Below are 22,253 nucleotides of genomic sequence, written 5' to 3' on the forward strand. Positions count from 1 at the left end.
GTAACCTGTCAGAAGAGGTTTCGGACTCGGTCGATCAATCCCGGTGCCTCCGGTTCGGGATACCGCGTATAGTGAATTTCGTCGTTCAGTTCGCGGACCCTGAAGTTCTGCTCACCGTAATCGTAGGTCAGTTCCCGAATCGCCACGTAGCGAAGCTCCGATCGAACGTACGTCCCGTCCCCGACCCGGTCGATGTCGATTTCCGTGGCCTCCCTCGCGGCGGTCGTTCCGGCCCGTGTTTCGACCTCGAGATAGACCGGTTCGGATCTCACCCAGTCCGGGTTCGTGATTCCGTGAGGGAGTTGCCCGACGGTGACGTCAGCCGTATCGGGTCGAATGGTCGTGCGCCGGACGGCGATACTGTGGGTTTCCCGATCCCCCTCGCAGACAGAACAGGTCACGGTTCCGTCGGGACAATCGGGACACGACCGTTCTCCGCTTCCATCACAGGATTTGCACGCGACGTGCCCGACCTTCGCACACGTTTCGCAGGGGAGTGATCCGGTGCCCGAACACTCTCCGCACGCTTGCCGTTGACTGCCGCCGCAATCGTGACACGTGGTTCGACGGCGGGTAGCGCCCCGTCCGCGACACTCCGGGCAGGTGTTCTTGACGGCGACGACACCGCCCGACGAGAACCAGCCGCCGGAACAGCGTGAACACGAAACCCGTTCGTCTCCCCTCATCAGTTTCCCCTCCCCCTGACACTGCGAACACGTCTCTTTGACCCGAATTACCCCATCCGTACAGTTCGGACAGTCGTCTTCTATCGTCAGCTCACCGTCTCCATCGCAGGTGTCGCACGACACGTCCTGTTGTCCCTCGCATTCGGAGCACGTGAACTCCCCCGCCCCTCGGCAGTCCGGGCACGACTTCGAACCGGCACCGCCACAGCTATCGCACTCGATGACAGCGTCGCCTTCACAGCGCTCGCAGTCCCACTCCGGCGTCCCGTCGCACTCCGAACAGGTGCCGTAATCGTGGGCGAGTATGCTTCGGAACTCTTTGCCGAGGCAATCCTCGAATTCGCCGGTCGAGACGGTGCCTGCGGGCGGATCGATGAACTCCTCCCGGTGGAAATCCTCGTCCCGCAGCTCGTCCTCCTCCTTCCAGCTCCGTCTGTTGAATCCTTCGGCCGCCGTCCCGCGGAGAACGAGGATATCGTTCGGTTCGCGCGGTGTCGCTTCCTCCAGGAAGTTATCCGGCAGCTCCTCGCTCCGTTCCGCCTCCAGTCGAGCGAGGATTTCCGTCGGACTCGAATGCGTTTCGAACAGTTCGTTCCGGGACTGACCCAGAAGGAGGTCCCCGTTCAGCTGCGAACTCATACCCTCTCCGAAGTATAACAGATATTAAAACCTTCTTCCCGTTCGACTAGTTCCGATCGAATGTCCTGCAAGGAATATTAACTCGCTCGTTCACGTTGTTTGTCACTAACATTTGCGTTACCGGTTCCATCGGGTACCCATCCCGAACCGGGCATTCGGTTCAGAACAGTCTCCGAACCGATCACAGTGGTGCTTCTCGGCCAACTCCCGGCGGCGGACGCGGTCACGCGATCGTTCTCGGTTCGACCGGGCTTTCGGCGGCCGACGAGTGACGAGTCGACTTCAGTCCGCGAACCGAGCGGTTCTTCTTCCCCCGGAAGACTGGTCTATCGAAACGTCTGACCGGAAGAATTGTCATTGTTTTCCACGGTATTTGTTTATGCTTTTGGTCGTCGTAAGATAGGACATGAGCTCTCACTCAGAACGCTCCGACGAGAGTCACGTCCACGACGGCCACCACGAACACCACGCCGACGCGGTGGGATACGCGACGCCGCAGGCCGCCATCGAGGAGTCGCCTCGAGAAACGGTCGCCTACGTCCCGACGTTGTACGTCGGGACCGAGACGGACGCCGCGGACATGCTAGCCGTCGTCGACGTCGATCCGGATTCGTCGACGTACTGCGAGGTCGTCGACAGGATCGAGATGCCGACCAAGGGCGACGAGCTCCACCACTTCGGCTGGAACGCCTGCTCGTCGTCCTGCCACGTCGAGGGCGCGGAGCGCCGGTACCTCGTCGTTCCGGGGAACCGCTCGTCTCGCATCCACATCATCGACGCCGCCGATCGCGACAACCCCGAACTCGTCGACGTGATCGAGCCCGAGGCGGTCTTCGAGTACGATCTCTCGGCGCCCCACACCGTCCACTGCATCCCGGACGGGAAGATCATGATCAGTATGCTCGGCAACGCCGACGGCGAGCTCCCGGGCGGGTTCCTCCTCCTCGACGAGGACTTCGAGATCGAGGGCCGCTGGGATACGCCCGGTGACATCGGAATGAACTACGACTTCTGGTACCAGCCGCGCCGGAACGTGATGATCTCCTCCGAGTGGGCCGCGCCGAAGACCTACCAGCCGGGGTTCGACCTCGAGGACGTCGAGGCCGGAAAGTACGGCCACCGACTCAACGTCTGGAACTGGGAGGACCGAACGGTCGAGCAGACGATCGATCTCGGCGAAGCGGGGATGGTTCCGCTCGAGGTGCGGTTCCTCCACAGCCCGGTGGCCGATCACGCCTACGTCGGCGCCGCGCTCTCGTCGAACATGTTCCACCTGTACAGAGCGGACGGCGAGTGGCGCGCGGAGAACGTCATCGACGTGGAGTCCCGCGAACACGAGGACTGGGATATGCCGGTTCCCGGCCTCATCACGGACCTCCTGGTTTCGATGGACGACCGCTACCTGTTCTTCGCGAACTGGCTCCACGGGGACGTCCGCATGTACGACATCTCCGACCCGGCGAGCCCGCGCCTGACGGACACGCTCTCCGTGGGGGGGCTCTTCGGGGACGTTCGCGAGGTGCAGGACCGACCGATCAACGCCGGACCGCAGATGCTCCAGCTCTCGCTCGACGGCGAGCGGCTCTACTTCACGACGTCGCTGTACTCGACCTGGGACGACCAGTTCTTCCCCGACGAAGGGAAGCAGGGGTCCGTGATGCTGAAAGCCGACGTGAATCCGCGTACCGGATCGATGACGCTCGACGAGACGTTCCTCGTCGACTTCGGGACGCTCCCGGAGGGGCCGGCACGAGCCCACGAAATCCGGTGGCCCGACGGCGACTGCACGAGCGACGTCTGGATGTAGCGCGTGTAGAGCGACGGCCCAGCCGACTTCGGCCGGCTGTCGGCCCTCGAGTACGGCTGCTTCGCTCGAGCCGCGGACGGCGACCGCGAACGAAGGTCACCAGCAACGGAGCGCAACCGACGATATGGAACTGACTCGGAGCACTGGAACCGGTGGAAGACGGGCGATAGCGACCGCATTCGTCGCGCTCGCTGCACTCGCCCTCTGGCCCGCGGCCGTCGAGGCCCACGGCATCAGCGCGGGCGAGGGAAGTCACGGTCCCGCAGTCCCGTTCGTCGCGGCGGTCGGCCTCTCGGCGCTGCTCAGCCTCTTCGTCGGACTCGCGATCGTCTCGTACTACCGCCCCCGCGTCGCTCGGAGCGGTCGCGGAGCCACGACGCGGAGAGAAGTAGCGGTACTGCTCGTCGCGCTCGGACTCGCGGCGTCGCTCGCGGCCCTCACGCAGCAGTGGCTCCCGACGGTCGCGGCCGGGGCGCTCGGCAGTACAGTCGCGTGGATCGGTCGCACACGCGGGATCACGCCACACGCCGGCTGTGCGGACGCAGCCCTCGGCGCGATACTGACCCATCGCGCCGTCGAAGGGATACTCGTCGCGGGGATCTACGCGACGAACGCCTCCTTCGGATTGCTCGCACTGTCCCTCTTGACGGTACACGCGATCGCCGAGGCGGCCGCAGTCGGCGGACTGTACGCGCCGGTGAGCCGCGGCTGGGGAATCTGGAGCGTCGTCGCGATTCAACTCAGCTTCGTCGCCGGGGCCGTCGCCGGTGATCTCTTCGCGTGGGTCCTCCCGCCAGCGCTCGTCAGCGCGCTCCTCGCGAGCGTCGGCGGTGTCCTTTTCGTCGCAGGTGCGACGGAGATTCGCGTGGTTGTGATTCGCAACCGAGACCGCCTCGAGGCGTAGCCTCGAACCGAACCGCGCTTGCCCGTGCGTGCGGGACCGCGCTCAGTCGAGCGACTCCCAGGTGGCGGACGCGGTGACGCGGCCGTCCGCGACCTCGACCGTGCTCTCGGCGGCGGACGAGCCCAGGGACTCCTCGAGCGCGTCCGCGTCCGCATCGCCGAGGATCGCCGCGAACTCGCCGGTCGCCTGCGTCCCGTCCTCGTCGAGCGTGAGCGAGCCGACGCCGCCCTCGAGCCCCTCGAGTTCGCTGTACTCCGCATCGAACCCGTCCTGACTGCCGTTCTCGATATCGGAGAAATTGCCACCGCCGTCGCCGGCGGTCTCCGTCGCGTCGGGCTCGAACTCGTTTCCGTACCCGCCGACGACGAAGTCGCCGTGGCCGGCCTGCGAGACGAGCCAGTCGAAGGCCTCGAGCTCGTCGGTCGCCCGTTCCACGTCGCCCGCGGCGGCCTCGATCGGGGTCCGAATCGCGCCGGTCGGATCGTCCGTATCCCCGCCGGCGGTGAAGACGAGGGCGCTATCGCCGACGGCGATCGAACCGTTGCCCTCCCCGTCGACCGGCGTGTAGACGGGGTAGTCGCCGATCTCGTCGGTCCGCTCGTACTGTTCGGTAAACGAGAAGCCCTCCGGTTCGGTCGTCAGCGTCTCGTCGACCTCCGCGGTATCGATATCGCCGGTCAGAACGACGGCCTCGTTCGTCGAGATCATCGCGTCGACGCTCGAGTCCATGGACTCGGTCCCGCCGGCTTGCTCTTCCGACTGCCCGTAGTCCACCATTCCCTCGAGTCCGTACGCGCTGAGCCCGAAGCTGACGACGATGGCCGCGGCCACCGTTCCGGCCATCGGAAGACCGACCATCGGATCCGCCTGTACGTCCGTATTCGATTCGCCGCCCGTGCTTTCGTTTCCGGTGTCCGCGTTCTCGAAGGTGGTCAAATCGACGTAGACGTAGCCGACGCCGCCGTCGTCGTCCGCGGCGAGCCATCGGGTGTACGCCGGCGGCTCGTCGCCGCCTCCCGTTCCGTTTCCGTTCTCCTCGTTCGAGCCGAGACAGCCGGCGACGCCGGTCGCCAGCGAAGCGCCCGCGAGCTTCAGTACGTTGCGGCGGTTACTCCCCATGATACCACACGATACGTGTAATCCGTGATGAAACTTCCTGTAACGAGCGCGTTTCGGGTGCGGTAGCGGTCGGCTCACGTACCGGCCGAGTCCATCAGCGACTGCCGACGAGACGTCCGTTCATCCGTTCCTGAGCAGCGCCCCGACGACGAGAACGACTGCGGTGAGCAGGACGAGGAGGAGTATCAGTTTCGAGATCGCCTGTGCCGACGGCGAACCGACGTTACCGACGACGGTAAAACCGGCGGCGAGAACGACGATGTTCGTCCCGAGAAGCAGGTTCGTCGTCTTCCGTTTCTCCGTCCAGGATCGGGCTCCGTCCGACGACATCGATCGCTCGTACTCGAGCGATTACTGTTAGTGTTCCGACAGTTGACGCCCCGCTGCGGGTGATCCGGTCGAGCGCGAAGGGAATGCGACCTCGAGGCACAGCGGAGCCAGATCGTGCGGTACAAACCCGCGAGTCGATTCGACCGCGGTATGGAAGTCCTCGGCCGGCTGCTGGCGCTGCTCGTCGTGTTGCTGGTCGGTGCCGGAGCGCGGACGACCGGGGTGCTCGACGAGCGCCGAACCGAACTGTTGAACGCCGTCGCCTACTACGTCGCGCTTCCGGCGCTGATCTTCGTCTCGACGTACGACCGATCGGTCGTCGCGCTCCTCTCGCCCGCGCTGCTCGGCGGCCTGCTGTTCGTGTTGCTCGCGACCGCTGGGCTAGCCTGGCTCGTCCACCGGCGGCGGGACTCGAGGGCACACCGGAGCGTCGCGATCGTCCAGTCGTATCACTCGAATCTGGGCTACCTGGGACTGCCGCTGGTCGCCGCAACGTTCGATCCGGCGGTGACGGCGGTCGCGAGCGTCGTACTCGGCGTCGTCACCCTGACCCAGTTGCCGCTGACGATTCTCGTGCTCTCGCGGCTCAACGGTGCCGGCGCCTCGATCCGGCGGGAGTTGCGCGGCCTCGCGACCAATCCCGTCCTGCTGACGCTGCTCGCCGGACTCGCCGCCGGATCGATCGGACTCGCGGTTCCGTCGCCCGTCGCCACCGGCCTCGATGCCGTCGGCTCGCTCGCGTTACCGGTCGCGCTGCTCTGCGTCGGGGCGTCCCTGCAGATCGACCAGCCCTCGATCGACGTCGGTGCGGCCGCGGCCGTCGTCGCCCTCAAAATCTGTCTGATGCCCGCCATCGCGTGGCTCGTCTTCTCCGCGCTCCCCGTCGATCCGGCGACGTTCACCGCCAGCGTGGTGATGCTCGGGACGCCGACGGCCGTCTCGACGTTCGTCTTCGCGAGCGAACTCGGCGGCGACCGGGAGTTCGCGTCGCTGAACGTCTTCGTCACGACGCTCGCATCGGTGGCGACGCTGTTCGTCCTCATCACGCTCGTCGGTTGAGCGCCGCCTTCCCGTCGAAACCGGCTGGTGATACGCTTCTCGAGCGGGAACCTGACCCGAATCGCGACTCGCCACTCGCCACTCGTTCGCTATCGCGAGAAGAATCGCTTGAGTCGACCGAGTAGTCCGGGCGACGCGTCCCCGTCCTCGTCGGTTCCGTCGGTTGCCGCGTCGCGATCGATCGAACCGGCGAGCGGGCCGGCGTCGTCGGACAGGCCGTCCCGACCGCTGGCACCGCCGCTCTGGGTCGTCTCGAGGTCGTCCAGCGAGAGGTCGACATCGTCGATCTCCGGGGTCGACTCGCGCCCTTCGCCGGCCTCGGCCGCGCGGACGTCCGCGCCGGTGACGGTTCCGTCCTCGATGCGAGCGGCGAGTTCGTCGACCGACGCGTCCTCGGGAAGCGAGGACGCCGCCGCGTCGATCGCGGCCGCCTCGTCCGCTGCTGCGCCGTCGTCGGCCCCGATATCGGCCCCCTCGTCGGCCGTCTGCTCACTTTCGTCGACCGCGGTCGCCGCCGTCTCGGCCGGTTCGGTCTCGGTCGTCACCGGCTCGGTCGACCCGGTCGTCGTGGCAGTCGCGTCGGTCGAGTCCGTCGGTTCCGGTTCTGGTTCCGATTTCGCGTCGTTCAGCGACTCGAGAATGTCGTCGACGCTTTCGTCGGAGACGACGCGCTGGGGACCGCCGCTCGGTTCGAGCGCGTCACCGTCGCCCGAGCCGCGGTCGTCGGTCGCGGCGCTCTCGTCGGCTCCGGAGGGGCCGGCTGATCGCTCGTCGCTCATGGTGGGGATCTGTCGCTGCCGAGGACATAATCTTTCCCCTGTCCCGGGCGTTCAGGAAACGAGACCGAAACGGGGCTCGAGCGCGTCCTACTCGGCGAGCGGGGGCCGCGATCGGACGACGTTGAGAACGGCACCGACGAGGATGATGATGCCGGCGAAGTAGAGCCAGGTGACGAACAGGAGGACGACGCCGACGGCCCCGTAGGCCTCGTACTGCGCGGCGTTTGCCGCGTACAGCTGGAACCCCACCTGGAGGACCGTCCAGCCGACCGCGGCGAAGATCGCGCCCGGAAGGATCTCGGCGAGGCCGACGGGGATCGGCGGGAGAACGTAGTAGACCGGGAGGAAGACGAGGACGAGACCCACCAGCAGCGTGAGCCAGCCCAACAGGCCGACGAACGGGACGGTGTTCGCGACGATCCTGAGTGCAGCGCCGATGCCGACCATCAGGGCGAGCGCGCCCGCCCCGGCGACGATCACCGTGAGGCCGTCCCTGATCTGATCGACGAGCGTGTCCTCCGCCACCTCGTCGTAGACCCTGTCGAACGCGAGACTCAGCCCGCGAAACACCTTGAGCGCGCCCCAGGCGGCGACCAGCAGCGCGACGATCGTCGCCTCGGCGCGACCGGACTCGGTCGTCAGCGCGTCGGTAACGAGGTCCTCGCCCGACGCCGGGAGGAAGTCGCCCGCGGCGGTGATCAGTCGCTGGGCGGCCTGTTCGCCGCCCAGCAGTGAGCCGACGACGAGGGCGAGCAGCACCATCGGAATCAGCGAGACGAAGGCGTAGTAGGCGAAGCCGGCCGCGAGAAATGTCAGGTCGCGATCGCTCGCCGTCCGATAGATCGCGGTGAGCGTCTCCGGGAGTTCCATACGGTCTGTACGACGGTCAGGCCCAATAACCTGTAAGTCGTTCGCAGTTCCTGTGGCCGCTGCGGGGCTGCCGTTCCCGTCGCACCTCTCGTCGCTCGAGACGGTTCGGTCGTCGATCGGTCCCCGTTCGCGATGCGCGTCCGGGTCGTGGCGACGGTCACCACTCGCGACAGAAGTTCTGGCCCGCGTAGACCGAGCCGTCGTCGGCGATGTAGACCCCGACGCCCGCTCGGTCCCAGCGGGGCGTCTCGCCCTCCTCGAGGATCGCCGCGCGGTGGTCCGTGGAGTTCATCCACTGGTCGACCAGCCCGGTCGCGAGCCTCTCGGCGGTTCGGTACCGGACGACGCCGCCGCCGCCGGGTCGCTCGACGCGCCGGTCGACCCACGTCATGGCGATGTTCTCGCCGTACCCTCGACAGTAGCCGTCGACGTCCTGAAACCGGTCGTACGGCCCCTCCCCGTCGGGGTTCCGGTGTGCGAAGTACTCGCGACGGGCCATGTCGCCGCTGTGGGCGCGCGCGACGGACGCCACGGTCCCGTCCCACGCGAGCGGCTCGAGGCCGTGATCGGCCCGACGCTCGTTGATCTCGGCGTGGACGAAGTCCTCTACGGTCGGAGAGCGGACGAGTTCGACGGTTGTCCGGTAGCTCGAGTTGCCCGGATCGTCCGGATCGGCCACCGCGGGGTTGCGCTCGCCGGCTGGCGGCGGATCGGCGTTCGGCGACGGGCCGCCCTCGAGATCGAGGCCGTCGATGATCTGGGGGGCGAACAGGGCGGTGCCGAGCGCGAGCGAGCAGACGAGGAGGACCGCGACGAGAAAGTTCACCAGCCCGCGAAGCAGCGCGCGGTCGCGACTCCCGTCCGGCTCGGTCCCCGCCGGTTCCGACCGCCGACCGTCCATTACGTCGACTGTTCGACTGTGGGCACAAGACTGTCGCGATCGATCACAGTCAGTGAGACGGGGCTGTCAGCGTGGCTATGATTACGGGGTCGGCGTCCCCGGCCCGCCGACGTCGGCGCAGTCACCGAAGATCGTCTCGTGAATCCCGACGACGAGTCCGGGAACCACCGCCATGAAGAGGTGTTCCTCGAGCGGAATGCCGGCGATATCGATCCCCGTCCGGAGAGTGATGTCGAAGACGCCGACGGCGAGGGTGTACCGGTCCCAGACGTAGGCGATAGGGTACAGCGCGAGGATCGTGATCGCCGCCTTTCGGAGCGCGTTCGCGCGACGGAGCAAGAGGACGGCGACGGTTCCCCAGACGAGCTCCGTGACGAGGTAGGTGTACCGACCGAAGACGCTGATATCGAGCATCGGGAGCCGATTCGACGCCTGCAGCAAAAATCCCCCGGGCTGATCCTCCCTGGATAAAACGGGCAGTACGTTAAATACCTCTGCGCCAGTACATCCTTACAGAAGGATGAATATCGCTGATATCGCCACCACGGAGTTCATCGAAGTCGACGTTGGTACACGTATGGGGAAAGTCCGTTCCATGTTCGAGGACGGCAATCCCAAGGGAATTATCGTCACCGACGACGGGGCGTACGAGGGCGTCATCAGCGAGCGGGAGGTCCTCCAGTCCCACGTCGAGGACGACGCCAAGGTGGCGGCGCTCACCAAACCGAGCCGAAGCACGCCGTCGCCCAAGGTCGACCGTCAGGAAGACGTCCGAGAGACCGCGCGCGTGCTCGTCGAGAGCAACGCCAAAGTCGCGCCTGTCTTCGAGAACGGCGACCTCTGGGGCGTCATCAGCGACGACGCCATCCTCGAGGCCGTCCTCGAGAACCTCGACGCGCTGACCGTCGAAGACATCTACACCGCCGATCCGGTCACGCTGACCGAGGACGACGGGATCGGGAAGGCGATCAACCTCCTGCGCGAGCACGGCATCTCCCGACTGCCGATTCTCAACGAGAACGGCTACCTCTCGGGCGTCGTGACGACCCACGACATCGCCGACTTCGTCATCCGCAAGAGCAACACGACGACCACCGGCGACCGGGTCGGCGACTCCCAGCGGATGCTCGACGTCCCGGTCTACGACATCATGAACAGCCCCGTCGAGACGACGACGCTCGACGCCACCGCCAAGGAGGCCGTCGAAGCGATGCTCAAGGACGATTACGCGGGGCTGATGGTCACGCCGGAGGACGACGACCGGGTCGTCATCGGCGTCATCACCAAGACGGACGTCCTGCGCGCGCTGACGTTCACCGAGGAGAAACACATGGACGTCCAGATCACGAACATCTCGATGCTCGACACCATCACCCGGGAGTCGATCGTCCAGAGCATCGAGGAGGTCTCGGACAAGTACGCCGACATGCAGGTGCTACACGCCCACGTCCGCTTCCACGAGCACAACGAGAAGCTCCGGGGCACCCCGCTCGTGCAGTGTCAGATCCGCCTGCGCACCAACAAGGAACAGGTCGCCGGCACCGGCGAGGGGTACGGCTCGGAGAACGCCTTCCGCGTCGCGCTCGACAAACTCGAGCGCAACGTCCTGGAGCTCAAGGGCGTCACCAGCGACGAGGAGTACCGCGGACAGCTACTGCGGAAACTCAATCAGATCTAGCGGGCAGTCGAGTCGCGACGCGGTCTCGCGACCGGCGGCGTCGCATTTTCACCCGCTGAAACGGCAGTAACGGACAATTATCGGCCAGCGACTGCCGGGGATCGCCGACCCGACCGGCTTCAGGATCGTCTCGTCTCGTCCCCTCCCTCGAGGCCGGTATCCGTGATTCGGAACTGCACGGACTCGCCGGCCGGTTTCGAGCGGTGCTTCTCGAGGGTGGCGCGTCGGTTGCCGCCGCGGAAGCGCTCGAGGCGGACGACGGCACCGGTCCAGTGCTCTAGCGTATTCCCGCCCAGCGCTCGCGTGCGATCCGAGTCGGGATCGGCGAAGACCTGGTTGGTCAGGACGACCGCCAGCTCGTGTTTGCGGGCCAGCGAGAGCAGATGCGTCACCTGCCGGGCGACGCTGCGCAACGCCTCGCCCTCGTCGCCGTCGGCGGTTCGCTCGAGCCGGTAGAAGCCGGTCGCGCTGTCGAGGACGATCAGGTCCGCGCGCTCGGCGAACTCCTCGGCGTCGCGGACGGCCTCGGCCTGTTCATCGAAGTCGAGCGCGTCTTCGATGACGATTCGCGAGGCGACGGCTTCGACGTCGGCGGGCTCCCCGCCGTCGCCGGCTCGAGCCGGTCGGCCGTCGACGGTGGCCTCGAGCAGTTGCCGGAAGCGGTCGACCGAGACGCCCTCGGTGTCGATGTAGACCGCCGTGCCGCCGTCGACGGCCGTCTGGACGGCCGCCGACAGCGCGATGTTCGTCTTCCCGGCGGCCGGGGGACCGTACAACTGCGTGACGGTGCCGCGTTCGAACCCCCCATCGAGCAGCTCGTCGACCGGACCACAGCCGGTTGGAATCGCCTCGTCGGTCACGGTTCGAGTTGGCAGGGTACGCGCAAAAAGGCCCCGGAACGAACCGGGTACGACCCACGCCAGGGACGGTGCGACTCGCCGCCCCGTCTCGGACTGCCGACCCGAGCGGCGGCGGACGCGGACCGTCCCGCGGTGAGCCGGTGAGGCGTGCGAGGACTTCGGTCGGCGAACGACGCGGGAGAGCAGGGCCGTCGAAGCTCGACGCTGGGGGCAGTTCGAAGCGACTCGACTGCTCACTCCGCACGCGTCTCCGAGGGGGGCCATCGGTATCTGTCGAATTCCGCGGTAGCAGTCGCTCGTGGGTAGTTGAGAGACGGGGTAGGTCAGTCAGGTGAACGCGCGTGGAAACCACGTGCGCTGAAAGGTAACTGTCTGACCGTGCCGTCACCCCGACCTTTCCGGCATCGGTACAAAACACCTCCGGTACACGGTTCCAAATCGATCGCGCGACGGCGACGGATTCTACCGACCGAAGGGGACCGATACAGCGGGACGACGAAGGGGCAGCGAGCAGTTTCCTCTCCCGGCGCGCACGGACCGGAGTGCAACCGTCGACACACCTATCCGTTCGCTCGTCTACCCAGCGCCAATGTGGCCGTGGGGACACCTCGCCATCGCCTACCTCGTTTACACGCTCTACTCGCGGGTCCGATACGGACGGTCGCCGCGCGCGCTCCCGGCGATCGCAGTCGCGATCGGCTCGCAGTTCCCGGACCTGATCGACAAACCGCTCGCGTGGGAACTGGGGCTACTCTCGAGCGGGCGGTCGCTCGCGCACTCGATCACTGTCGCCTCGCTACTGATTCCGGTCGTGTACGCCGTCGGCGTCCGCGTCGGTCATCGAGAGAGCGCGGCGGCGTTCGCGATCGGCCACGTCACGCACCTCGTTACCGATCTCCCGCCGATGCCGTTTCGCGGCGACTTCGACGGTGCGACGTATCTGTTCTGGCCCTTCCTCGGACCCCCGGAGTACGGCGAATCCGGCGGCGTTCTCGTTCTGTTCTCGAGACATTCGTTCAGCATCCGTAACACCGTCCAACTCGCGGTGTTCGCCATCGCGATCGTCGTCTGGTATCGCGATCGCGTCCCCGGGCTCGGGTTCGCGTGGCGATCGGTGCGGCGATACGTCCCGCTGGGAGAGTAGCGGCGGATCACTCCGCGGGAGTCGAGGCGACCGTCGTGGCCTCGTCCAACGGACCCGCCCGTCGAGACCCGCGTACCGCCGCGTCCCGTCGAATCGACCGAGAAACGTGACCACCTGCGGTTCGACAAAAAGGCGTGGACTCGCGACCGCGGCCGGCACGTTGAGCCCTGTTCGCGGGCCACGACCGACCGTTTACCGATTCAATAGCGAATTGTGGCACTCGAACGGCATCGAGCGACCGCACGCAGTCCGCGCATTTGGCCGCGTTTTCCGTGGAGACGAGTCTCCGAAGAACGCGGTCCGACTCACAGTATTTTCCCGGGATTGCGTCTCCTTGGCGGGAACTAGTTCGTTCGGTTCGAAGTGCTGTGATCGCTCGGTCGCGTACTCGTTTCCCGACCCGTCGAAACCGATCGCCGAACTCGCCGGCGGACGGTGCCGCTTCGACGGGCCATCTCGTCTCGGTGAGTCGCTCGAGCGGCGCAGCGACACCGTTTCCGGGGCGAGTAACCACCGCAGTAGTGACCGTCTCGAGAGCCTTCCCTCCGTCCGAACGGACCGGGTCGACGAGGGCGAACGGGACTCGGCTCGATACCCGCTTCACAGCCAGTTCTTCGCACTGTCGTCTATTGGTATGGGCGCTGTACAGGGAGCGCCGACGGGATCACGTTGCGGTATTCTACTATTGGGAACCCGCGTCTCACGTCGACGGCCACCACACGCTCGCGCGATGTCGATTTCGAAGCGGCGCGAAACCGACGAGCGCGACACTTTATTTTTGGTGGGGGCGAAGTCCGACCTGTGATCGTCGTCGCCACGGCAGACTTCGAGGTGTACCACGACGTCGTCAACGAGCTTCGGGACCGCGGAACGACGTTTACAACCGTCGAGCCCGACGAAGCGCTGCCGGACGGTGCCACCGTCGTCGTTACCGGGGCCGACCACGCCGACACCTTCACGGACGTGACGACGATCGTCGCCGACCCGGACGACCCCCGACGTGCGGTCGATCAGGCCCTGGCCGCGGTTCGCGGCGACGGCGGCCGAACGGTCATCGGCGTCGATCCGGGCCGGAAACCCGGCATCGCCGTCCTCGCGGGCGAGACCGTCGTCGCGGCCTTTCACGTACCGCTCGGCGACGCCGTCGACGTGATCCAGCGCGAGGCCGCCGAAGCCCCGTCGCCGGTCGTCCGAATCGGGGACGGCTCCCGGCTCGAGAGCGCGAAACTGGTCAACGAACTCGACTCCGTCACCGTCGAACTCGTGGACGAGACCGGGACGACTCCCTATCTGGGTACGGGCACCCGTGGAATGGGCGACGTGCTCGCCGCGGTCAACATCGCCCGACTCGAGGGGGAGGTCGTCGACGCCCGCGAGATCGAGCCGACGGAGGGGGAGATTCAGGTCATCAAGGACCGCTCTCGCGAACGGAGCGAGCGGAACCGAGCGATCGACGAGGTGCTCGCGCGCCGGGTCGCTGCGGGCGAGTTGACCGTCGACGAGGCGCTCGCCGAACATCGAGGCGACGGGGCGGGATCGGCGACCGAACCGACGAACTCGGACGACTCCGACGAGTCGTAGCCGATCATCGAGGCGAACCGATCTCGAAACGTGCCGCGGTCGGGTCGTATCGAAACGGCGTCTCGGAACCGAACGGACGGCCGTCGCTGCCAGTACCCGTGACCGACGCCCGGCTCGAGGACGGAATCGGTCTCGAGCGGGACTCGAGTATTGCGGCAAAAGAAACGGAAGTGGTCTGTCACGTCGGTCGAAAACCGACCGTGTGACGGGGTGGAATTACGCGCCTACCCAGACGTTCGTCGACGCGACGGACGTGAGCTGGATGTTCTCGTTCTCCTGCATCGTGATCTGCGAACTCCCGGCGCTGCCGTTGTCGGCGGCGACCGCGAGGGACGTGTGCTGCTGGTTCAGGTTCTCCTGCGAGATGAACTGGTACTGTTCGATCGCAGCACTCGCTTCCTGCTCACCGTCGTTCGTCTGCGTGGCGTTGGAGTCGAAGTCGTACGACATGCCAGGCGTAGCGCCCGAGTTGCCGTCGATGGTGACCGTCGTGCTCGAGGTTCGGGCGACGTCGTCGGAGACGTACCCGGGGCTCGCATAGACGTTCAGCGCGTCGGCGTAGCCGATCTGGGCGTTGTAGTTCTGCTGGTAGGCGAGCTGGACGGCGGTGGCCTCGCTCCCGTTCTCTGCGATGGCCATCGCGCTGTTCTGCAGGTTGATGTTCCGCTGTTCGACGCCCTGCTCCTGAGCGACGCCGGCGGTCGCCGTCTGCTCGGTTCCGTCGTCGCCTTTCTTGTCGGGCTTGTGCGTCTCGGTCTCGGTCGAGAGCATGTCGCTGCTGACGTCGCCCGCGGTCGCGACGTTCATTCCGGCCGAGGACGCGAGCAGGTTCGAGGCGTCGGCGCTTCCGAGCTGGGTGTTGAGGTTGCTCTGGTCGGTGAACTGGATCGCCGTCGCGGTGCTGTTGGCACCGACCGCGATGGCGACGGCACCGCGCTGTTCGTTGAGGTTGGCCTGTTCGACGTCCTGTTGCTGCGTGAGCAGCGAGTCGGCGTCCTGGCCCACGCTCGGCCCGTGGTCGCCGGACTTGTCCTTCTTGTGACCGAATTCGCCGTCACCGAGGTAGACGTTGGACGCGTTGGCGACGCCTTCCTGCAGGTTCTCGTTGCGCTGGTAGGACTGCTGGACGGCGGTCGCGTCGCTGTCGTTGACGGCGAGGGCGAACGCGGTGCTCTGGTTGTTGTAGTTAACCTGCGCGACGTCCTGCGACTGGGTCACAGCGGCGAGGGCCTCCTGGGTGACCGTCTCGTCGCCCTTCTTGTCTTTGACGCCCCAGCCGTCGAACTGCTGATCGCCACCGTTGCCGATGATGATGTTGACGTTACCGACGTTCTCGAACTGGGTTTCCGCGCTCTGCAGGCGGTTCGCGGCCGTGGCCGACCCGCGCTGCTCGTTGTCGTTGTACTGGTTCGACTCCTGGATGGCGGTCGCTTCGCCACCGTCGATCGAGATCGACACCGCGGAGCCCTGCTCGTTGAGGTTGACCTGATCGACGTCCTGGTACTGAATAACCTGCGCCGTCGAGTCGGCCGTGTCACCCGCGTGCTGATCGACGTACTCCTCGAGGGACATGTCGCTGAGGTCCGCGCCGAAGACCAGGTACAGCTCCTCACCGTCCTCGAGCGCGTGAACGGTTCCGTTCTCGAGGTCGCCGTCGCCGCCAGCCGTGGCGGCCGGGGCCCCGACCGCCACCATGGACAGGGCGACCATACAGGTCAGAAGGAGTGTCGTAGCTTGTGATCGTCTCGTCGTGTCGTTTGTCATTGATCGTTTGATATGGGTCGTGATGGTCTTTCGTTTCTGAGTCTATGCGACGCAAACCATCCTATCCGCATGAGTCCCTTTGTTATCGACACGTTGGGGGCCATATGAAGCGGCCTAGTGATCCGTAGGATGCTGCTTACACGGGGAAACCGTCGCCTTCGATCGGCTGCTGTGACACCCGGTTCCGGATGTTCTTCCGGACTGATCCTTCACGAATCGTCGAAGCCATGGCCAGAATACACTGTTTTGGACCTGGACAGGTGGTCGCGAGATCGTTTCGAAAATAGAATCACCGGCTTTCCGGGTGATCGATGAGCGACGATCGGAACATATCGGATATTTCGGGGACGGAGCGGTCGCATGGGACGTCGAAACCGCAGTTGACGGCTGCGATCGGGTCGTCGTTTCGGCGACCAGTTTCCGATTAGCGTCGGTGAACGATCGCACCACGACCATCAGGTGGTTCGTCCGTGACTCTAATGCCGGATTCGTCACGAAACCGTTTGCCGGGTTCAAATGCGTCGCCGTCAATAGCAGTGACTGGGCACCGCGACACGACGGGGGCCCGGGAGGTGACCGCTCCCACACGGGGAGCGACAGCGCCGTCACTCGAGGCGCGGCCTCTTCGTGGATCTCTACGGAATACCCCGTCTGTGGTTCGCACGCGTGCTGCCCGAGACGAAACACGGTGACACACGAAATGAAACGTACACACACACTCGCGCTGATGATCGCGCTGATCGGTGGTCTCGCACTCGTCGGATTCGCCGGCTCGGCAGCCGCACAGCCAGATACTGACGTCGATGCGCTCAACCCCGAGGTCGACATCGACCAGGACGCCGACGCGGACACCACGATCGAGACCAACCAGGAAAATAGCAACTCACAGACCCAGGTAGCGGCGTCGTTCAGCAGTTCCGATGAGAGCTACGCGACGACGACCGCGATCCAGGGTCAGGACGTCGACCAGGACAACGTCAACGTGGTCAACGACGTGAACACGATCGCGGCGAACCAGGCTAACGATAACGAAGCCGAGAACGACTTCGAACTCGACGTCAGAATTGGCCCGCCGGGACAGGTATTCGACAACGCGGGATAGAGAGCTCGAACGATCCCTTCTAATCCGTAATCTTTCGGTTTTTTCGGCCGAGTTCGAACAAGTCGCGGCGGACCGTGATCACATCCCACCTCGTAGTACCCGCGGTGACGGCGGTAGTTACTTCCCACCGGCCGGGCGTCGGATGCTCTCCGTCCGGTCGAGTACTCCGCTCGTTCTCTGCCGGCCGGTGTGAACCCCGAACGAGCAGTTCACCTCGCGTCCGATCGCCTGCGGGTGGTCGATCGCACTGGATCGGGGCCGGTGGCCGATCGAGAACGCTGTCTGACGCCAACGTGAAGCGCTCCGCTGCTGATCGGTCGATGCGACCAGTCCGCGAAACACGGACGAGACTGCCTCGAATACCGAAGCGACTGGTCGAGTGCGTGGAAACGGAGGGACTACGATAACGGCAATCGCCGTCTGCGAGCGCGCTCGAGTGGGATCACGGACAGCAGTGACCACCTCTCGACGCGGAGCTGCGTCCGGTGACGACCCGAGGCTCCGAGATCACGATTTTCGAACGTGGACCGCGGAAACAGCCCTCGTTACACCGGCTGGGATCTTCGTTCGGCGAGACGGAACGGTCGACTTCGATCATCGGGCGTCAGATTCCAGATTCGATCATGGGTTCGTCGGCGAGTTTCCCGTACTACTAGAATAGACGTTCCAGGGCACGGAGAACCCGGTTGTAGCACCGAACTACTCGTTCAGTAGGCCAGCCAGGCAACGTGTGTCTACTGGTTATGGCCGCTCCAGCAGCGAGCGAAACCACAACGGAACAGGAGAGATGGGATGTCGTTCGGATGACAAGGGTCCGGCTAGGGTCGGTGAAAGATCGATCTATGGCCGTAGGCACCCCCGACAGCGTCTCTAATGCCAAATTCGACACGAAACCGTTTCCCGGATTGAAATGGGCCGCCGTCGATAGCAGCGACTGGGCACTGCGACACAAAAGGGCACCAGGAGGTGGCCGCTCTCGTGACGAGCGACAGCGCCGTCACTCGAGGCGCGCCCTCTTCGGTGACCCTCCGCTGAACCCCGTTGTGGTTCGCACGCGTGCTGCCCGTGACGAACGACGGAACACGGTGATACTGAATGAAACGCACATACACACTCGCACTGATGGTCGCACTGATCGGCGGCCTCGCACTCGTCGGCTTCGCCGGCTCGGCAGCCGCACAACCGGATACGGACGTCGACGCGCTCAACCCCGAGGTCAACATCGACCAAGACTCGAACGCGACCACCATAATCGAGACCGACCAGGAAAATAGCAACTCGCAGAGTCAGACAGCGTGGTCGTACAGTAGCTCCGACGAGAGCTACGCGGAGACGACCGCCCTCCAGGGGCAGGACGTCGACCAGGACAACGTCAACGTCGTCGATAACGTAACCACGATCGCGGCGAACCAGGCCAACGATACCGAGGCAGAGAACGACTTCGAATTCGACGTCGACCTCGGGTTCGGTGACAACGTCGGATAGCGACCGTCGGTAGAAAAGCCAGATAACAGCTCGCTCCGTTCATTTTTCACGGACGTCGGTCACATCTCACACAGCGTCCGTAAATTGCCACACATCGTAGTGCTGACGAGAAGGACCGTCTCGTAATCCGCTCTTTCGAGTTCGACTGCGCTGCGGGCGAGACGAGTACCGACTCCATCGGTCGATACGAACCTCGAGCGAAGAGTCGGTCTCTCGTCCCATCGCCTGTGCGTGGTCGACAACACTGGATCGAGGTCGGTGTTCGCCGCTCAATGTCCCTCGTCCCACGATGCGACCATTGCAGGCGCGTCGATCGTATCGTTCGTGCCTCTCGGCGCACACGCTCGGTCGCACGGAGGCGGGCGACGACACCTCGACGGATACCTTGGACGGGAGCATTCCGGTTCCCGAGCTACCATCGTCGTTCGCGGATTGTCCGAGCACGGCGTATGGATCTCGATAGTGGTCGTTCACACCTCGCCGTTGACCGCCGATCACTCTCCAGTGGACCACGTTTCCGTGGTGTTCGATCTGACGGACGGCTTCGCCAGTCCGATTCAGTGCCCAGAATAGGGTACCCACTCCCCAGTTCACCGACCGCTCCATACCACCGCCCGACTGCCGAGCGACACGTACCCGACCCGTTCACGGACAGCCTCCGTGACTGGAACCGGTCGAGAACCGCGCTCGTTCGTCTGGGGGAACCGTACTCGAACTCGAGCGTGAAGCCCTGTGGTGGTTCGACCAGTGATTGTCGGTATCTCTCGGTAGCCGTACAGATAGGCGCTGCTAGCAACGCCATACTTCTGCGGTGAGCCTCTCTGAAGCGGGGGATCGTCTGTAATGCGGGACGACCAGCAGTCACGGGTTGATATTCCATTGGTAATTTCGTTACACGATCCGTTCAAACTAGAGTCGGTGTGTAGTTCCACCCATAATTTCACCCCGATCGATGTAGCACGTGACTATCCCCTTGAACGGTATTTGGCCTTCATATGGGCTGCTGCGGTCGATTTCGACCGGGCGATGTGCCACTGTGATATGGGTGCTCGTGGTGACACGGTTTGCAGCTGGTGTGGTGGTTCGCGCCGATTCGTGTCCTATCGGATCGTGTTCCCATACACGTGCGCACAGGCCCAGAAAATACAGAGATCTACTCAAACTATGAAACGGACAATCACGGTACTACTGACGCTCGCGCTCATTACCAGTGCGGCGTTCGTGGGACTCGCTGGGACAGCTGCTGCAGGCGGTGCAGACGACCATCACGATGACCATGGAGATACTGACGATCTCCGGATCGCGAGTTCCAACATCGATCAGTCGCAAGGCGTCTCACAGACGAACGATATAGAACAGAACGCCGCCCAATTCAACAACCAGGAAGCGACCGGAATCGACATCGGCGAAATCGTAAACGATGGCGACGGGAACGGTGATAACGGCGATGGCGGTGAGGCCGCTATCGAAACGATCACCTGGTATCGGAACCTGGGGCAGTCGGGTAACATCCAACAACTCGCCCAGGCGACCTGGAACGGCGAGCAGTTCGTGATCACCACCGCTACGCCGAACATCGACGTCTCGGTGAGCGTCGAGGAGACGAACAGTGCGGACGACCCGACTGAAGTCGACTGGGAATACACCATCCCCGGACAGGGAGAAGGACGGGCACCTGACTTCGTGCGGGTGACCTCCAACGGAGATACGTGTGACTTCGACGTCACCGGCGAGGAATCGCCGTTCACCGGAACGGTTACGGTGTGTGAACCGACCGACGGGGGCAACGGTGATGGCAACGGTAACGGCGACGGTGCCGGGTCCGATGACAGTTTCACCGGAACCACCGGTGATCAGACGATCAACCAAGTGTTAGAGCAGAACGCCGACGCGGACAACTCGAACTCACAGAACGCCGAGGCGAGCTCCTGGAACGGGATCCTCAACTCGATCACCGCCGGCTGAGCGTCTCACTCTCGGCCGAATTCGACTCCATTTTTTTATCGAACCGCTCCATCCCACACCGATAGTCCGTCAGTTGTTGTCAGGGAACCGCTAGTCGACCGCCAATCCGCGTTCTGAAGACAGATCGATGGCATCTTGGGTCGATCGGTCTCGCTCGAGGCGACGTCGTCCAGGTACGTGATTCTCACTGCGGTGGCGGTCACTCCGCCGCGTCGTCGGAACGGGCGAGCCGTTCCGCCCGTTCCATCACGACCCGGACCGGGTGCCCGGTCGCTCGAGCGACCGCCTTCGCGTCGTCGAACTCGGCGCTGACGTCGTAGACGGTCCCCTCGGTATCGCTCGCGATTTTCACGGTGACGTCGTACTCCTCGCCGTCGATCTCGAGCGTCACGGGCTCGAACTCCCGGTTCGCGATCCACCGATGCGTAACCCCCGCGTCACGGACGCCGAGCGTTCCGGTCTCTTCGGCCAGTCGCCGAGCGACGCGCGCCCGATCCGCGGGCTTGCAGACGACCTTCACGAGGTGACCCGGCCGGGACTTCTTCATCGTCGCGGGCAGGATCGTCACGTCTCGAGCGCCCGCGTCCGCCAGCGTGTCCTGTAGTCCGCCGAGCACCTCCGGCGTCGCGTCGTCGAGGTTGGTCTCGAGGACCGCGATGTCGTCCGTCACGAGTTCGCCGCGATTCTCGCCGGTTCCGACCAGTACGCGCAGCACGTTCGGGTGCGGGTCGAGGTCGTAGCCGCCCGCACCGTACCCCGATCCCTCGAGTTCGAGTGCGGGAAGCGAGTCGACGCCGTCGGCGACGTGGCCGAGGATCGCCGCCCCGGTGGGCGTGAGCAGTTCCGCGTCGACCGGGCCGCCGCACAGCGACCAGTCGGCCCGCTCAGCGAGTTCGACGACGGCCGGCGTCGGCACGGGGTACTCGCCGTGGCTCATCGACACCGTCCCCCCGCCGGTCGCGAGCGGCGTCGTGACGACGCGGTCAGGCGCTATGTCGTGCAGCAGCGCCGCGGCTCCGACGACGTCCGCGATCGCGTCGTCGGCCCCGACCTCGTGAAAGTGAATCTCCTCGAGCGCCTCCCCGTGGACGCTGGCCTCTGCCTCGCCGAGCAGTTCGAAGATCGCGAGCGCGTCGCGCTCGACCGGCGACTCGAGACCCATCTCCGTGACGATCTCGCGGACTTCGGGATAGCGTCGATGGGGACCGTGGCCTTCGGCGCGGACGCCGTCGTGGTCGTGATCGTGGTCGTGGTCGTCCTCGGTGTGAGTGTGGCCGCCCTCGGTGTGGTCGTGGTCGTCCGCTGATTCCTCGTGCGCGTGGGAACTGGAGTCGGCACCGGCGTCCGTCAGAAACACGTCGACCGCCGTCGCGGCGATACCGCTCTTGTGGGCCGTTTCGATCCGATACTCCACCTCGAGCGCCTCGGTCACCGGCTCGAGGGCGTCGGGATCGGCACCGGCGTCGAGGAGGGCGGCGAGGATCATGTCGCCGCTGGCACCCATGCGGCCGTCGAAGGCGAGAACTCGCATGCCTACGCACCGGAGCGGAAGACGCAAAAAGCCTCCTGTCCTACTCCGT

General features: G+C 65.0%; 19 protein-coding genes. 9 read left to right on the forward strand and 10 right to left on the reverse strand.

Annotation, left to right across the window (positions count from 1 at the left end):
* Nucleotides 1–8: 8 nt before the first annotated feature.
* Nucleotides 9–1,325, reverse strand: coding sequence for a variable surface family protein (locus tag BMX07_RS00495; protein ID WP_090611793.1), 1,317 nt, complete (start codon nucleotides 1,323–1,325; stop codon nucleotides 9–11).
* 406 nt (nucleotides 1,326–1,731) lie between these two features.
* Here BMX07_RS00495 and BMX07_RS00500 point away from each other — a divergent pair, with 406 nt between their 5' ends.
* Nucleotides 1,732–3,132 carry a selenium-binding protein SBP56-related protein gene (locus BMX07_RS00500; RefSeq protein WP_090611796.1) on the forward strand — a complete coding sequence of 467 codons (1,401 nt, stop codon included), beginning with the start codon at nucleotides 1,732–1,734 and terminating at the stop codon, nucleotides 3,130–3,132.
* Nucleotides 3,133–3,256: 124 nt separating this feature from the next.
* Nucleotides 3,257–4,036, forward strand: coding sequence for a hypothetical protein (locus BMX07_RS00505; protein WP_090611800.1), 780 nt, complete (start codon nucleotides 3,257–3,259; stop codon nucleotides 4,034–4,036).
* A gap of 42 nt (nucleotides 4,037–4,078) precedes the next feature.
* Here the strand turns inward: BMX07_RS00505 and BMX07_RS00510 are convergent, their stop codons facing one another.
* Both BMX07_RS00510 and BMX07_RS00515 read right to left on the reverse strand, forming a co-directional pair.
* A complete protein-coding gene (locus tag BMX07_RS00510) occupies nucleotides 4,079–5,155 on the reverse strand; it encodes a hypothetical protein (RefSeq protein ID WP_090611805.1) in 1,077 nt (358 codons plus the stop codon).
* 120 nt (nucleotides 5,156–5,275) lie between these two features.
* Complete coding sequence (locus BMX07_RS00515) at nucleotides 5,276–5,485, reverse strand: hypothetical protein (protein ID WP_090611809.1); 210 nt, start codon at nucleotides 5,483–5,485, stop codon at nucleotides 5,276–5,278.
* A 150-nt stretch (nucleotides 5,486–5,635) separates the two neighbouring features.
* Here BMX07_RS00515 and BMX07_RS00520 point away from each other — a divergent pair, with 150 nt between their 5' ends.
* The gene (locus BMX07_RS00520) at nucleotides 5,636–6,544 is read left to right on the forward strand and encodes an AEC family transporter (protein ID WP_090611812.1); all 909 of its coding nucleotides are present in this window, start codon (nucleotides 5,636–5,638) and stop codon (nucleotides 6,542–6,544) included.
* An 89-nt stretch (nucleotides 6,545–6,633) separates the two neighbouring features.
* Here the strand turns inward: BMX07_RS00520 and BMX07_RS00525 are convergent, their stop codons facing one another.
* From BMX07_RS00525 to BMX07_RS00540, 4 genes are all read right to left on the reverse strand, one after another.
* On the reverse strand, nucleotides 6,634–7,323 hold the full coding sequence (locus tag BMX07_RS00525) for a hypothetical protein (protein WP_090611815.1): 690 nt from the start codon (nucleotides 7,321–7,323) through the stop codon (nucleotides 6,634–6,636).
* A gap of 87 nt (nucleotides 7,324–7,410) precedes the next feature.
* Nucleotides 7,411–8,193, reverse strand: coding sequence for a YihY/virulence factor BrkB family protein (locus tag BMX07_RS00530; RefSeq protein WP_090611819.1), 783 nt, complete (start codon nucleotides 8,191–8,193; stop codon nucleotides 7,411–7,413).
* A 157-nt stretch (nucleotides 8,194–8,350) separates the two neighbouring features.
* The gene (locus BMX07_RS00535) at nucleotides 8,351–9,094 is read right to left on the reverse strand and encodes a CAP domain-containing protein (protein WP_090611822.1); all 744 of its coding nucleotides are present in this window, start codon (nucleotides 9,092–9,094) and stop codon (nucleotides 8,351–8,353) included.
* A gap of 81 nt (nucleotides 9,095–9,175) precedes the next feature.
* Nucleotides 9,176–9,508, reverse strand: coding sequence for a lycopene cyclase domain-containing protein (locus BMX07_RS00540; protein ID WP_090611826.1), 333 nt, complete (start codon nucleotides 9,506–9,508; stop codon nucleotides 9,176–9,178).
* A gap of 106 nt (nucleotides 9,509–9,614) precedes the next feature.
* Here BMX07_RS00540 and BMX07_RS00545 point away from each other — a divergent pair, with 106 nt between their 5' ends.
* Nucleotides 9,615–10,772, forward strand: coding sequence for a CBS domain-containing protein (locus BMX07_RS00545; protein WP_090611829.1), 1,158 nt, complete (start codon nucleotides 9,615–9,617; stop codon nucleotides 10,770–10,772).
* 119 nt (nucleotides 10,773–10,891) lie between these two features.
* On the opposite strand, the gene radB is transcribed toward BMX07_RS00545, so the two are convergent.
* Entirely contained in the window at nucleotides 10,892–11,632 is a 741-nt protein-coding gene (radB, locus tag BMX07_RS00550) for a DNA repair and recombination protein RadB (RefSeq protein ID WP_245742015.1), read from the reverse strand.
* A gap of 589 nt (nucleotides 11,633–12,221) precedes the next feature.
* Here radB and BMX07_RS00555 point away from each other — a divergent pair.
* The gene (locus BMX07_RS00555; protein WP_090611834.1) at nucleotides 12,222–12,776 is read left to right on the forward strand and encodes a metal-dependent hydrolase; all 555 of its coding nucleotides are present in this window, start codon (nucleotides 12,222–12,224) and stop codon (nucleotides 12,774–12,776) included.
* A gap of 801 nt (nucleotides 12,777–13,577) precedes the next feature.
* Entirely contained in the window at nucleotides 13,578–14,357 is a 780-nt protein-coding gene (locus BMX07_RS00560) for a hypothetical protein (protein WP_090611838.1), read from the forward strand.
* 216 nt (nucleotides 14,358–14,573) lie between these two features.
* Here the strand turns inward: BMX07_RS00560 and BMX07_RS00565 are convergent, their stop codons facing one another.
* Nucleotides 14,574–16,067, reverse strand: a complete 1,494-nt coding sequence (locus tag BMX07_RS00565) for a hypothetical protein (protein ID WP_175480004.1) — start codon at nucleotides 16,065–16,067, stop codon at nucleotides 14,574–14,576.
* A gap of 754 nt (nucleotides 16,068–16,821) precedes the next feature.
* On the opposite strand from BMX07_RS00565, the gene BMX07_RS00570 reads away from it, so the two are divergent.
* From BMX07_RS00570 to BMX07_RS00585, 3 genes are all read left to right on the forward strand, one after another.
* A complete protein-coding gene (locus BMX07_RS00570) occupies nucleotides 16,822–17,223 on the forward strand; it encodes a hypothetical protein (RefSeq protein WP_090611842.1) in 402 nt (133 codons plus the stop codon).
* A gap of 1,095 nt (nucleotides 17,224–18,318) precedes the next feature.
* The gene (locus BMX07_RS00580; protein WP_090611850.1) at nucleotides 18,319–18,708 is read left to right on the forward strand and encodes a hypothetical protein; all 390 of its coding nucleotides are present in this window, start codon (nucleotides 18,319–18,321) and stop codon (nucleotides 18,706–18,708) included.
* A gap of 843 nt (nucleotides 18,709–19,551) precedes the next feature.
* Nucleotides 19,552–20,673, forward strand: coding sequence for a hypothetical protein (locus tag BMX07_RS00585; protein ID WP_245742016.1), 1,122 nt, complete (start codon nucleotides 19,552–19,554; stop codon nucleotides 20,671–20,673).
* A gap of 199 nt (nucleotides 20,674–20,872) precedes the next feature.
* Here BMX07_RS00585 and larC read toward each other — a convergent pair whose 3' ends face one another.
* Nucleotides 20,873–22,204: a nickel pincer cofactor biosynthesis protein LarC gene (larC, locus tag BMX07_RS00590; protein WP_090611857.1), complete on the reverse strand. Its 1,332-nt coding sequence runs from the start codon at nucleotides 22,202–22,204 to the stop codon at nucleotides 20,873–20,875.
* Between the last annotated feature and the right edge of the window lie 49 nt (nucleotides 22,205–22,253).

The sequence above is a fragment of the Natrinema salaciae genome (genome assembly GCF_900110865.1).
In the GTDB taxonomy this organism is placed as follows: Archaea; Halobacteriota; Halobacteria; order Halobacteriales; family Natrialbaceae; genus Natrinema; species Natrinema salaciae.

Excerpts from the sequence above, each read along its gene's own strand:
- BMX07_RS00525 (WP_090611815.1), bottom strand. The coding sequence starts at position 7,323 with ATGAGCGACGAGCGATCAGCCGGCCCCTCCGGAGCCGACGAGAGCGCC.
- BMX07_RS00535 (WP_090611822.1), bottom strand. The coding sequence starts at position 9,094 with ATGGACGGTCGGCGGTCGGAACCGGCGGGGACCGAGCCGGACGGGAGT.
- BMX07_RS00520 (WP_090611812.1), top strand. The coding sequence starts at position 5,636 with ATGGAAGTCCTCGGCCGGCTGCTGGCGCTGCTCGTCGTGTTGCTGGTC.
- BMX07_RS00570 (WP_090611842.1), top strand. The coding sequence starts at position 16,822 with ATGAAACGTACACACACACTCGCGCTGATGATCGCGCTGATCGGTGGT.
- BMX07_RS00495 (WP_090611793.1), bottom strand. The coding sequence starts at position 1,325 with ATGAGTTCGCAGCTGAACGGGGACCTCCTTCTGGGTCAGTCCCGGAAC.
- BMX07_RS00540 (WP_090611826.1), bottom strand. The coding sequence starts at position 9,508 with ATGCTCGATATCAGCGTCTTCGGTCGGTACACCTACCTCGTCACGGAG.
- larC (WP_090611857.1), bottom strand. The coding sequence starts at position 22,204 with ATGCGAGTTCTCGCCTTCGACGGCCGCATGGGTGCCAGCGGCGACATG.
- BMX07_RS00515 (WP_090611809.1), bottom strand. The coding sequence starts at position 5,485 with ATGTCGTCGGACGGAGCCCGATCCTGGACGGAGAAACGGAAGACGACG.
- BMX07_RS00555 (WP_090611834.1), top strand. The coding sequence starts at position 12,222 with ATGTGGCCGTGGGGACACCTCGCCATCGCCTACCTCGTTTACACGCTC.
- BMX07_RS00585 (WP_245742016.1), top strand. The coding sequence starts at position 19,552 with ATGCGGGACGACCAGCAGTCACGGGTTGATATTCCATTGGTAATTTCG.
- BMX07_RS00500 (WP_090611796.1), top strand. The coding sequence starts at position 1,732 with ATGAGCTCTCACTCAGAACGCTCCGACGAGAGTCACGTCCACGACGGC.
- BMX07_RS00510 (WP_090611805.1), bottom strand. The coding sequence starts at position 5,155 with ATGGGGAGTAACCGCCGCAACGTACTGAAGCTCGCGGGCGCTTCGCTG.
- BMX07_RS00580 (WP_090611850.1), top strand. The coding sequence starts at position 18,319 with ATGAAACGCACATACACACTCGCACTGATGGTCGCACTGATCGGCGGC.
- BMX07_RS00545 (WP_090611829.1), top strand. The coding sequence starts at position 9,615 with ATGAATATCGCTGATATCGCCACCACGGAGTTCATCGAAGTCGACGTT.
- BMX07_RS00530 (WP_090611819.1), bottom strand. The coding sequence starts at position 8,193 with ATGGAACTCCCGGAGACGCTCACCGCGATCTATCGGACGGCGAGCGAT.
- BMX07_RS00565 (WP_175480004.1), bottom strand. The coding sequence starts at position 16,067 with ATGGTCGCCCTGTCCATGGTGGCGGTCGGGGCCCCGGCCGCCACGGCT.
- BMX07_RS00505 (WP_090611800.1), top strand. The coding sequence starts at position 3,257 with ATGGAACTGACTCGGAGCACTGGAACCGGTGGAAGACGGGCGATAGCG.